General features: G+C 32.6%; 11 protein-coding genes and 1 rRNA gene. 2 read left to right on the top strand and 10 right to left on the bottom strand.

The annotated features are described in order from the left end of the window. Both rrf and C1S72_RS12945 read left to right on the top strand, forming a co-directional pair. A 5S ribosomal RNA gene (rrf, locus tag C1S72_RS12950) occupies positions 1–84 on the top strand; the annotation flags it as partial. Between the two features lie 142 nt (positions 85–226). Further along, entirely contained in the window at positions 227–724 is a 498-nt protein-coding gene (locus tag C1S72_RS12945; RefSeq protein ID WP_104736142.1) for a hypothetical protein, read from the top strand. On the opposite strand, the gene C1S72_RS12940 is transcribed toward C1S72_RS12945, so the two are convergent. From C1S72_RS12940 to C1S72_RS12895, 10 genes are all read right to left on the bottom strand, one after another. Then, positions 717–944, bottom strand: a complete 228-nt coding sequence (locus C1S72_RS12940) for a DUF6095 family protein (RefSeq protein ID WP_104736164.1) — start codon at positions 942–944, stop codon at positions 717–719. The two genes, C1S72_RS12945 and C1S72_RS12940, sit on opposite strands and share 8 nt — an antisense overlap. Then, positions 934–1,752, bottom strand: coding sequence for an N-acetylmuramic acid 6-phosphate etherase (murQ, locus tag C1S72_RS12935; protein ID WP_104736141.1), 819 nt, complete (start codon positions 1,750–1,752; stop codon positions 934–936). The genes C1S72_RS12940 and murQ overlap by 11 nt, the downstream gene beginning before the upstream one ends. Positions 1,753–1,779: 27 nt before the next feature. Then, complete coding sequence (locus C1S72_RS12930; RefSeq protein WP_104736140.1) at positions 1,780–2,601, bottom strand: DUF4249 domain-containing protein; 822 nt, start codon at positions 2,599–2,601, stop codon at positions 1,780–1,782. Between the two features lies 1 nt (position 2,602). Further along, positions 2,603–4,978 carry a TonB-dependent receptor gene (locus C1S72_RS12925; RefSeq protein ID WP_104736139.1) on the bottom strand — a complete coding sequence of 792 codons (2,376 nt, stop codon included), beginning with the start codon at positions 4,976–4,978 and terminating at the stop codon, positions 2,603–2,605. 69 nt (positions 4,979–5,047) lie between these two features. After that, positions 5,048–7,276 (bottom strand): NADP-dependent isocitrate dehydrogenase, encoded by a 2,229-nt coding sequence (locus C1S72_RS12920; protein ID WP_104736138.1) that lies wholly within the window; start codon positions 7,274–7,276, stop codon positions 5,048–5,050. A gap of 161 nt (positions 7,277–7,437) precedes the next feature. After that, a complete protein-coding gene (locus tag C1S72_RS12915; protein ID WP_104736137.1) occupies positions 7,438–8,010 on the bottom strand; it encodes a pentapeptide repeat-containing protein in 573 nt (190 codons plus the stop codon). 694 nt (positions 8,011–8,704) lie between these two features. Beyond that, positions 8,705–9,058, bottom strand: coding sequence for a 50S ribosomal protein L19 (gene rplS, locus C1S72_RS12910; RefSeq protein ID WP_104736136.1), 354 nt, complete (start codon positions 9,056–9,058; stop codon positions 8,705–8,707). A 184-nt stretch (positions 9,059–9,242) separates the two neighbouring features. Next, positions 9,243–9,920, bottom strand: a complete 678-nt coding sequence (gene trmD, locus C1S72_RS12905; RefSeq protein ID WP_104736135.1) for a tRNA (guanosine(37)-N1)-methyltransferase TrmD — start codon at positions 9,918–9,920, stop codon at positions 9,243–9,245. 190 nt (positions 9,921–10,110) lie between these two features. Then, a complete protein-coding gene (locus tag C1S72_RS12900) occupies positions 10,111–11,424 on the bottom strand; it encodes an APC family permease (RefSeq protein ID WP_104736134.1) in 1,314 nt (437 codons plus the stop codon). A gap of 146 nt (positions 11,425–11,570) precedes the next feature. After that, positions 11,571–12,680, bottom strand: coding sequence for a ligand-binding sensor domain-containing protein (locus tag C1S72_RS12895; protein ID WP_104736133.1), 1,110 nt, complete (start codon positions 12,678–12,680; stop codon positions 11,571–11,573). Positions 12,681–12,705: the final 25 nt, after the last annotated feature.

Raw genomic sequence — 12,705 nt, 5'->3', positions numbered from 1 at the left:
ACCTCTTACCATTCCGAACAGAGTAGTTAAGCCCGTTAGCGCCAATGGTACTGCATCTCGTGGGAGAGTAGGTCGCCGCCTTTTTTAAGACTCAATCATTTTTTTGGTTGAGTCTTTTTTTTTGCTTTTTTTGTAATACATGTAAGGTTAGTTTGTTTTAAAGACCAATTGAAGAAATTTAATTATATTACAGACCAATTGAATTCTACTCTTTTATAAGCCTTACATGAATACAATAATACAAGCTAACTTAAATACACTTCAAAAAGTATTTTTTTTATTATCCAACTTATCTGACCAAATTTTATCCGATGATTCAATACCTCCTTATTATTCAAGCGTAGGATCTCATATAAGGCATGTACTAGACTTTTATGACTGTATATTGAAATCTGATCAAATATTTGATTTGACTGCTCGATGTAGAGATTTAGAAGTTGAAACAAATTGTGAAAGTGCACTAAAATATTTAAGTATTTTAGAAGAGAGATTGTTGAGCCTTGGTGATTTGGACTTAAAAAAAGAAGTAACCGTGTTAGATGATTTAGGAGTTGGAAAAGAAAAAATAAACTATACGTATTCAGCTTTATTAGCTCAAGCCAATAGTCACGCAATACACCATTATGCCATAATTAATTATATATTAGATGGATTAAAAATTACCATTAATGACACTAACTTTGGATACAACCCTACAACACCAAAATCTATTAATCTTAATTAAACATACTATTCATTATAGTTTTTAAGCCTTTAAAAGCTATAAAAATAGCAGCTGAACAAACAAATATGCCCACTATTAAAATTGGGATATACAATGGTTTTTCTTGATTACTAAAAGCAATATGTAACAATAAAGGACCAATAAACATACAAAGCACAGAAATGGCCATTTTCTTCAAACCTTGAACTAAAATTTCTTTATTTGTGTGTTTAGTTTCCATTTTTATGATTTTCAATGGCAGAACGAACATTTCCATATTTTTCCAACAAAATATTAGCATCTTGATAAGAAATATCTAATTCATTCATGATCATTTTTGTTCCTCTATCTACCAATTTATTATTACTTAATTGCATATCAACCATTTTATTGCCCTTTACTTTTCCCAATTGAACCATAGCTGCTGTTGAGATCATGTTCAATACTAGTTTTTGAGCTGTTCCAGCTTTCATTCGTGAGCTACCCGTTACAAACTCTGGACCTACAATAACTTCAATGGGAAATTTAGCAGTCTTTGATAATGGGCTATCATGATTACAGGTTATACAACCAGTAATGATATTATTATTATTACAAGTTTCAAGTCCGCCAATAACATAAGGGGTAGTACCTGATGCTGCTATCCCAATAACAACATCATTTGCATTGATATCATATTCTTTAAGATCTGACCAAGCTTGTACTTTTGAATCTTCAGCAAATTCAACTGCCTTTCTTATGGCATCATCGCCTCCAGCTATTAGTCCAATAACAAGATCATGAGGAACCCCAAAGGTTGGTGGACATTCAGATGCGTCAACAATTCCTAATCGACCACTTGTACCTGCACCAATGTAGAATAAGCGGCCACCTTGCTGTAATTTGTTTACAATTACAGTAACAAATTTTTCTATTTGTGGAATTGCTTTTTCAACAGCGTTTGGAACGGTTTTATCCTCATTATTAATATTTATCAATAATTCGGAAATTGACATTTTTTCCAAATGATTATAATTGGAATCTTGCTCCGTAGTTTTAATGAAATTCATAAATCAAAAATAAGGTTTTTTGATTATTTAATTTTGAACGGTATATATTATTTCAGATACTTCTGATAATCTAAAATAGCCCAAAGGATAATTATTAGAATTAGTTACATTAATACAGTTCCCTCGCACAGTGGCTGGTTGAGTTTCAAAAGGACCACCTCCTTGACTTGTTTGTTGAAGTAGTACAAAGATAAACTCATAAAATTGTTCTGAAACACCATAATTTCTAATTATCACTTCATCACCAGGTTCTAAATCTTCTTCTACATAGAACCCAAAAATTTCATTGCCGTTTACAAATTCATCTTTGAATGTGTCTAACGTAGGCGTTACTGGAATACTTGGTATATATTCAAAAAAATAATAATTTTCTTCATCTGCAGGATCTGTAAAAAAAGCTTTTAATTCAGTTTCTTCACCAGTAAAGCCGCCTTCTAAATTTTGTTCAACACGATCAATTTCAGCAACTGATAGAAGTGTATCTGTAGCGGTATAGGTTTCATTGTTGTAAATAATAGTTAAGGTATATTCTGAATTAATGACTGGAATAAAATCAGAATTCATGTAAATACCTGAATCACCTTCCTCAATAAAATCAAAGACATTGTTGTTTTGGTCTGTAATAGAAACTAGAGCATTGTTAGCTGGAGGTACACCGTCATTAAAAAATGGAGCTGTTAGCGTCAATTTAATTGATTGTTCATTTCCAGCGGTTCCTTTAAACCAATTTATTGATGCGTCAATAACTAATCGTGGTTCTGAAGTAGGTACATCAACGTCAATAACATCTTCACACGAAAATACTATAAAGGCAATAAATAAAAGGAGTGTATATTTAATTTTCATCATGTTAAAATTTAAAGTTATATGAAACGGATGGTACAATGCCAAAAATTGAAAGTCTTACGGCTTCATTGACACCAGTATCTCTGTTTTCTTGAAAATTTATTGATGCGGCATTGCGCCTGTTATATATATTGTAAATACCAAAAACCCATTCGCCTTGCCATCTTTTTTTAGAGTCGGGTTTTGGTGTATAAGTTGCAGAAATATCTAATCTGTGATAGGCTGGTAATCTATATTCATTTCTTAAACCATAGTTTGGAATGGTAATGCCGTTATACTGATATTGAGCATTAGGATAGGTAACTGGTTGTCCTGTTTGAAATAAGAAATTGGCATTAAAGCGCCATTTTCTGTTGAAATCATAGCTGCCGGTAAATGATACATCATGTGTTTTATCATACGGTGTGCTATACCATTCACCATTATTTATTCCTGGTTCAAAGTTATTTCTACCAGGCGTACGTTGTTCAGATTTTGAAAGTGTATAGGCAATCCAACCTTTAAAACGGCCTTCGTTTTTTCTAAAAAGTATTTCCAAACCGTAGGCTCTAGCTTCACCATTTAAAATAACCTGTTCAATGGCGTCATTGGCAATTAAATCTGCGCCATCAATATAATCAATTCTATTTTTAACTTTTTTATAAAAAGATTCGACTTCTAAAGAGTAGGTGTTATCTCTTAAATTTTTAAAATATCCTATTGCAATTTGATCCAGTATTTGCGGTTTTATGTACTTACCACTTGGAGCCCAAACGTCTAAAGGCGTTGGTGAGCTAGTATTAGAAATTAAATGTAAATATTGACTCAAGCGATTATAACTTGCCTTAACTGAAGCACTGTTGTTTAATAAATAAGACAATGCTAATCTTGGTTCAAAATTGCCGAAAGATTTAATCACATCACTTCTATTGTATTTTTCGGTTCCAAGTGGTTCTGCTTTTTCATAAATTTGAAGTTCTTGGTTAAAATTCACGGCTTGGTCATTTGCATAAATATTCAATTCGTCTTGGCCTAACCTTAAAAATGAATTGTACCGTAAACCATAAGAAGCACTCAATTTATTGGTCAATTTATGTTCTATGTCTAAATACAAGGCATTTTCAAAGGCATATTTGTCAATTAGCTTATCTGCATTGATACCAGACTCATCATTTGAGGGTTTTATTTCACCAGGATTGAATTTGTGATAAATACTGTTTAAACCATATTGTAGTTTTATTTTATCACTTAAATAATGCTTAAAATCATATTTAATATTAAAATTTCGAATACCTGAATCCCAATTAAATCCAACAAAATCGAGACGAAGACCATAGTAGTAATCGGAATAAATTAAGGACAGATTAGAGAAAAGTTTATCAGAAAATAGATGATTCCACCTAAAGTTTAAAACGGTATTTCCATAGGTATTTTTAAAACTTTCATTCAAACTAAATACGTCACGACCAAAATAGCCAGACAAATAGATATTGTTGTTTTGATTTAGTTTGTAACTAATTTTTGTGTTCAGGTCATAAAAATAAGCTTTGTTCTCAATGTCAAATAACGGTAAAAATAAGTGTGCATACGTTGCTCTACCACCTAGTAGAAAGGAACCTTTTCCATTGTTTATTGGGCCTTCAGCAAGTAATCTACTGGATATTAAACCTATGCCACCATTCATGTGGAATTTGTTACTGTTTCCTTCTTTTTGATAGATATCTAGTACAGAAGAAACACGACCACCATAGCGAGCTGGAATTCCTCCCTTATAAAGCTTTAAATCTTTAATAGCATCAGGATTAAAAACTGAAAAGAAACCAAATAGATGTGAAGAATTATAAATAGTCGCTTCATCTAGTAATATTAAATTTTGATCAGCTGCACCACCACGAACATTGAATCCAGAGGCGCCTTCTCCTGCAGTGGTTACACCTGGTAATAGTGTGATGGCTTTTATTACATCGGCTTCACCAAAAACTACAGGAATTTGTTTAATGGTATTAGATGTAAGGGCATTGATACTCATTTGTGGTTTTCTAATATTGAGTTTTTCAACATTCTCTTTTATTAGAACTTCATCAAGGCTTTCGACTGATGCGATAAGACTAAAATCTTTTTTAATATTATCAGTTAAGTCAATGGTTTCTGTAATGTTTTGATAGCCTAAATAACTTATTACAATATTATAGGAGCCTTTGGGTATGGTGATGGAATAAAATCCGTATTCGTTGGTTGTTGCACCAGTTTTTAATTCAGGAAAGATGATGTTAACGCCAATTAATGTTTCATTGCTATCTGCATCTGAAACTATACCACTTAAGGTTACTTTATCTTGAGCGTATGTAAAAATATTGATCAAACATAGCAGTAGCAGTAGGTAATAAGTTTTAACCGTCATTAATAGCAATTTTTAATAAAAGTATAAAAAAAGCCCCTTTTAAAGGAGCTTTTCATATTAACTTTATGTTTAGTTTATTGAATCTAATATTTTGTTTAGTGTATCACTTGGTCGCATGACTGAATTAGCCATGGCATCATTTGGTTCGTAATAACCACCAATGTTAACCGAATTACCTTGAACTTTATTTAATTCTTCTATAATTAAGGTTTCTTTATCCTTAAATAATTTTGATAAACTGGCAAACGTATTTTTGAGTTCAGCATCTTTATTCTGATTGGCCAAGGCTTCTGCCCAATACAATGCTAAATAAAAGTGACTACCTCTGTTATCCAATTCTCCAACCTTACGTTTAGGTGATTGGTTGTTCTGTAATAATTTTTCTGTTGCATCATCTAATGCTTCACCAAGAATAGATGCTTTAGGATTATTAGAAGCTTCACTTAAATGCTCCAATGAAACAGCCAATGCTAAAAACTCACCTAATGAATCCCAGCGTAAATGATTTTCTTCAACCAACTGCTGAACATGTTTAGGAGCAGAACCTCCTGCACCTGTTTCAAATAATCCACCACCATTCATTAATGGAACAATGGATAACATTTTTGCACTGGTTCCTAATTCTAAAATTGGGAATAAATCTGTTAAATAATCACGTAATACGTTGCCCGTAACTGAAATGGTATCCTTTCCATCCTTTACACGTTCCAATGTAAATTGAGTTGCATCAACAGGTGATAGAATACGAATATCCAATCCATTGGTATCATGGTTTTTTAGATAGGTTTTGACTTTTTTAATTAATTCAGCATCATGAGCTCTATTTTTATCTAACCAAAAAACGGCTGGTGTTTGAGAGTTTCTGGCTCTTGTAATGGCTAGCTTAACCCAGTCTTGAATTGGAGCATCTTTGACTTGGCACATTCTCCAAATATCACCAGCTTCAACGTTATGTTCCATTAAAGTATTCCCAGAGGTATCAATAACCGAAACTTTTCCGTCGCTTGAAATTTCAAATGTTTTATCATGCGATCCATATTCTTCAGCTTTTTGTGCCATTAAACCAACATTAGGAACGGTTCCCATAGTAGTAGGATCAAAGGCTCCATGTTTTTTGCAAAAATCAATAGTAGCACTATACACACCAGCATAACTGCTATCTGGAATTACAGCTTTGGTATCTTGTTGCTTACCTTCTTTATTCCACATTTGGCCAGATGTACGAATCATAGCTGGCATGGAAGCATCAATAATGACATCACTAGGAACATGTAAATTTGTAATGCCCTTATCGCTATTGACCATGGCTAAATCTGGTCGATTGTTAAACGTAGCTTCTATATCAGCTTCAATAGCCTTGCGTTTAGCTTCTGGTAATTCTGAAATTTTACTTACCAAATTACCGAAACCATTATTAACATCTACACCAATAGCATCAAAATCGCTTTGATACTTTTCAAATAAATCTTTAAAAAACACCCGAACAGCATGACCAAAAATAATGGGGTCACTTACTTTCATCATAGTCGCTTTCATGTGAAGTGAAAAAAGTACGCCTTGTTCATTAGCATCAGCAATCTCACGTTCTAAAAAGCTTAATAACGCTTTTTTACTCATTACAGTTGCATCAATAATTTCACCGGATAATAATGGAAATGCAGGTTTTAAAACTGTTTCATTTCCTGATATATCAGTATGAACTATTTTAATTGACGTAGCATCTGAAATAGTTGCCGATTTTTCATTATGAGCAAAATCACCTTCGCTCATTGTAGCTACATGAGTTTTGGAGTCTTTGCTCCATGCTCCCATAGAGTGCGGATTCTTTTTGGCAAAGTTCTTCACCGCTTTAGGTGCGCGACGATCCGAATTACCTTCACGAAGTACTGGATTTACAGCACTTCCTTTTATTTTGTCATAACGATTCCTGATGTCTTTTTCAATGTCATTTTCAGGGTTGTCAGGGTAATCGGGAAGCTTGTAACCTTTTTTCTGCAACTCTTTTATAGCAGCTTTCAATTGTGGAATTGAAGCACTAATATTTGGTAATTTTATGATATTGGCTTCAGGTTTTTTAACCATCTCACCTAAAATGCCAAGAGCATCTTCTACTTGTTGTTCTGCACTTAAGAAATCTGGGAAAACGGCTAATATTCTAGCAGCCAATGAGATGTCTTTAGTTTCAACAGTAATTCCAGATGATTTTGCAAATGCTTTTACTATGGGTAGAAAGGAGAAGGTAGCCAATGCTGGAGCTTCATCTGTTTTAGTGTAAATTATTGTAGAAGATTTTGTCATAATTATTTAGATTTTTATAGACGTGAATGCTTTGTTTTTAAGAACTGCAAATATAACAAATATTGCTGATTTATAGATGCATCACGCTGTTTAACCACATAGCAATGTCATTCGTTTAGTATTCGTAATATTTAATCGCTTTATTTTGAGTTTTCAGCAATTTATTCTATAATGATTTGATGGTTTGATAATAAGGTAAGTGCACCATCTTTTGAAAATCGTGCTTTTTTAAGTTTATTGCTATCAGGATTAATATTAAAATTACTTGCTGTCCTAAAATCTACAAGTTCCAAATTGGTATTTTCAAATATAGCATGCTTTAAATCTGATTTCTCAAAGCGTACTTTTGATAAATTAGCATTAGTAAAATCTACTTTTTCAAAAATACAATGGTTAAAATGCGTTTGGTTGAGATTTTTATTGTAGAAAGATGAAAAACTAAAAATAGAATGATGCGCTTCAATTGAAAATAGAAAGTCACTACATTCTGCGAAATTTATACCCAACAATTTACTATGTGTAAATAAAACCTCATTAAAAGTACTGTCTTTAATTTTTACGCCACTTAAATTACAGTCAGTAAACTGACATTCTATAAAAGATGTGGCAGATAGGTAGGAATCAGTAAAATCGCAGTTTGTAAACGTACAATTATCATATTCTGCTTTAGGAAGACCCTTTGAGCGGTAGTCTTGTTTTTCAAATGTTTGATCAGAAATAACGTGTAAGTTCATGTTTTTATTGATACGGTTTTAATATACGAAACACGAATATATAAAAAACAAAAGCCATATCACTTCAGAATAAATCTGATGTTGACATGGCTTTCTTTTGAAAGGTTTTGCATGATCTATGTAACATTGCTGCTACCTCATATGAAAATACATTCATACTTTTCAATTCAAGCGAAACCGTTTCAAAAAAACATTTTTAATAGTGCAACTTTCAAAATGTATTGACGTGTTGCTAAAAATGTTTCGTTTTAATTGCTTTTCTTGATGATTTGTCCGTTGTAATCCATTTTCATGACTCACCATTTTCAAATCATTGCTACATGTGTGTAACCATCACTTTCGATTCAATTACTATCCGTAGCTTTCCACTTCCAAGTTACAACCTACAGAATATGCTGTACTTTTTTAGCTTCATGATTTCTCAACCACATATGCTTACACATACTGTTTCAAAACCTCAAAAAACAATTATATAAAGAACGTTACTTTATACGATTTAAGAATAAAGTAGTTATTTTCAAACTAACACCAACCGAAGTTGTCCCTTAATCGTTTTGCTAATATATGGCGACATTTTAAATTTCCAAATTATTTAAGGTGTTAGATATCAACCAATTATAAACAAGAGTTATTAACTTTTGTTCATAAAAAAAGCCCTGTAAAAACAGGGCTTCCCAACGTTATTAACTGATTATTAACGTTTCATACTTTCTTTAATTCTTGCTTTTTTACCAGTCAAGCCTCTGAAGTAGTAAATACGTGCTCTACGAACGCTACCACGCTTGTTCACTTCAACTTTTTGTAATGCTGGCATGTTTACTGGGAAAATACGTTCTACACCAATAGTTCCAGACATTTTTCTGATAGTAAAAGTTTCTGAAGTTCCTGTTCCTCTTCTTTGGATTACAACACCTCTAAAAAACTGTGTACGTGTTTTATTACCTTCTTTAATTTCGTAATAAACCGTAATAGTATCACCAGCACTAAACTCTGGGAAGTCTTTTCTTGTTACAAACTCGTCTTGTACAAATTTTACTAAAGATTCCATATCTTTAAATTTAAATCAAATTAATTCGAAACAACATTCACGATTCTCGCCAGAGGTTAACCCGAAATTGGGTGCAAAGATAATTAATAATTAGTAATGAACAATTAATAATATATTTTTTTACTTCTTCTCGATACATTTTGACCTTAAGGATTGAAACACTCGAACTGACGTCATAAAGAGTTTATTCATCCAATAAATCTGGACGTCTATCTTTTGTGCGTTGGTAAGCTTGGTCTTCACGCCATTTTTCTATTTCTGGGAAGTTACCACTAAACAAAACTTCAGGAACATCCCAACCGTTGTAACTGCGTGGTCTTGTGTAAATAGGAGGTGCTAGCAAATTATCTTGAAACGAATCGGTTAGGGCAGAAGTCTCATTACCTAGCACACCTGGTATTAATCTAATAACAGCATCACACAAAACAGCTGCACCTAATTCGCCACCAGATAGCACAAAATCGCCAATAGAGATTTCACGAGTTATAAAATGATCACGCACGCGTTGGTCTACACCTTTATAATGTCCGCAAAGAATGATTATGTTTTCTTTAAGCGAGATTTGATTGGCAATGCCCTGATTTAAGGTTTCGCCATCTGGTGTCATATAGATTATTTCATCATATTCACGTTGGGCTTTTAAACCTGAAATACATTTATCAATAGGTTCAATCATCATGACCATACCTGCACCACCACCAAATTGGTAATCGTCTACAGATTTATAGTTATCAGTGGTATAATCCCGAAGATTATGAAAATGTACCTCTACTAAATTGGCCTCAATGGCACGCTTTAAAATAGATGCCTCAAACGGACTACTTAATAGCTCGGGTAAAACGGTAATGATATCAATACGCATAGTCTTGCTTTAGACTGCAAATATACTTGAAATGTTTTTTGGAATAGTAGGTTTTGTTTTTGGAGTTTCGTTAACGGTTTTGTGTATGATTTGTGCGGAATCAGACGTAGTCAGATTCAGCTGCAAATCAGATGCTTTAAAGTTAGTAATTAAAATTGGAGTAGCGAAGCAGCATGGATTATACACGTTGTTATGCCCTGTTTTTTTCTTTAGATGAAAACTTCCAAGCACCAAAAGCAAGTAAAATATATAGGATAATTATCACTAACATTTGTTGCCAATTATTTGTCAATTCATAATAAAGAATTAAAATTCCACCAATGCTTAATCCAATTATTGAAAGTATAGTCAGAAATGACGATGAATTAGTTTTATCTCTTATTTTAAAATTCGCTATTGCCATTAATAGTGATACTAAAAGAAAAGTAACACTTCCAAATTCAAGAATTAATTCTAATCCACCAATTAAGATTAGAATACTAGAAATTATTGCCATTGCTAAAATTGCATTTTGAGGACTGTTATTTTTTCTAATGGATAAGATATGAGGAAAAAAACCATCTTTTGCAATGACAGACATTTGACGTGAAGAGCCAAAGACAGTTCCGCTAATTGCACTACTTGTTGCTAAAATCGCACCTAAAATAACAAGATTTGTCCCTAATTTTCCTAAAATATTCCCTGCTCCAGATGCAAGTGCAAATTCTTTATTTTTAATAATTTCCTCTGTTGGAATTGCGAACAACGCTCCCATTGATATAACAACATAAATTAGTACAGCTAATGAAATAGCGCTATAAATTGCTCTTGGTATATTTTTTTCAGGATTAGTCATTTCATTTACTGCGTTAATGACCAATTGAAAACCTTCATATGCGACAAAGGTGAGAGAAGCAACAATTAAGATAGAAAAGACACTTGATTCTTGTAAATCTAAAGTCATATTCTTAACAAAGGAACCGAAGTCAGTTGTTCCGTGACTTATTAAAACAATTGAAATAATAGTTAAAACAATAAGTTTGGTATAAACCATTAAGTCCTCAATCTTACCCATTCCATTAACACTCCAAATGTTTATAAAAGTGAATACTCCAATAACTCCTATTGCTATTCCTTTTCTAATCCAAACGTTATCAGCAAATTCAGTACTACTTATGGCGTAAGATGAAAATGTATAAGCATATAATGCTAAAGTACTTATGTAACCAAAAATGATAAACCAACCAATTGCAGAAGCTGAAAAATTAGAATTCGGATAAGTTCGTTTAAAGAAGGAATATGTTGCTCCTTCATCTTTATAATAAAGTCCTAATTTTACATAAGAATAAGCAGCTAACGATGCAATCAGTCCGCCAATAATTATAGCAATTGGTGTAAGGTTTCCGATTAATGAAACTGAAATTCCAAGTATTGTAAAAATTCCACCACCAACCATTCCTCCAAGAGCAATGGCAATTAGTTCAGCCAAACCCAAATTTTTATTTCTTTTTCTGTGCTGTGTCATTTCCTCAAATTGGTATAACTTATTGATATGATATCGTTTTAATGATTTATATCAGGAGTTAACGAAGTTCGTTTATTTTTTTATTAAAGTTAAGTTAATAGTATGTCTCCATATGCAAAATAATAGTGTTCTTTGTTTGTGTTAAGTTAAAAAGGGCCATTTTTGGTGACATTAATGAAACGGTCATTTTCATAACGAAATGCACCGCCAAAACCAATAAACCATAGGCGCTCTTTGTGGTCTTCATAGATTTGAAAAGTCAATGGGCCATTATTTTCATCAGATAATCTGTGTTCTGTAAGTTCGCCATTATTTAATCTAAAAATTCTACGCGAACAATTAAACCAAATAGCACCTTTTGAATCTTCAATGACCCATCCAGTACCAACATCTTCTTTGAAAAGGTTTTTTGTAACATTAATAAGTGTATCGTTCTTATACTGAAAAAGACCTTTAGGTGTTGAAATCCAAAAATCGCCATTTTGGCCTTCAATTACCATATTTACGAAGCTCGTATTTAGTCCGTCTTTTTCAGAAATGTTTATTACACTATTATTGCTATATACATAGATTCCTCCGTTGGTACTAAACCATATTTTTCCTTTGCTATCTTCCATTATATGATTCACCATTTTTGTGCTTGAAATAGCTAAATCAGTATTTATTTTTCCTTCAGGAAGATCCATTTTGGTGAATTTATGACCATCGAATACACAAACGCCATCAATTGTTCCAATCCATATGCTACCATTTTTGTCGGCAGCCATAGACCATACATCATTGCTTATTAAACCATCGGATTCATAGTAGTTTGTCACTAATTCCCCATCAATTTTACTGATACCACTTTCATGCCCTAACCATATTTTACCATCCTCACTTTCTGTGATGGCTTTAATTGTTACCCCTTTACCAGATTCGCTTATAACATTATCTATATGAATTAATGAATCACCCAAAACTTTGAATGCCCCATTTTGAGTGCCAAACCAAAAATTGCCTTTATGATCTTGATACATAGTCCTGACCACATCACTTATTTTGTTTTCAAAATTTGGAAAATGAAATGATACGTTAACGTCCACAGTTTTAATTTGGTTCGTTTTGGATTCGTAACCAGAGGAATCTGATATTTCTGAATCAGATTTATTCAAGGCGTTCTTTTTTTCTTGCCCGTTACAAGAATTAAATAATATGCTAAAGGTAAGTAGTATCAATAATTTTGCTGAAGCATTTAATATCCTGTATTTTTTCATCACATTAAAATGTAGTTTATTAATT

The sequence above is a fragment of the Hanstruepera ponticola genome (assembly GCF_002940745.1).
In the GTDB taxonomy this organism is placed as follows: domain Bacteria; phylum Bacteroidota; class Bacteroidia; order Flavobacteriales; family Flavobacteriaceae; genus Hanstruepera; species Hanstruepera ponticola.
This window is presented reverse-complemented; position numbering and strand designations above follow the sequence as displayed.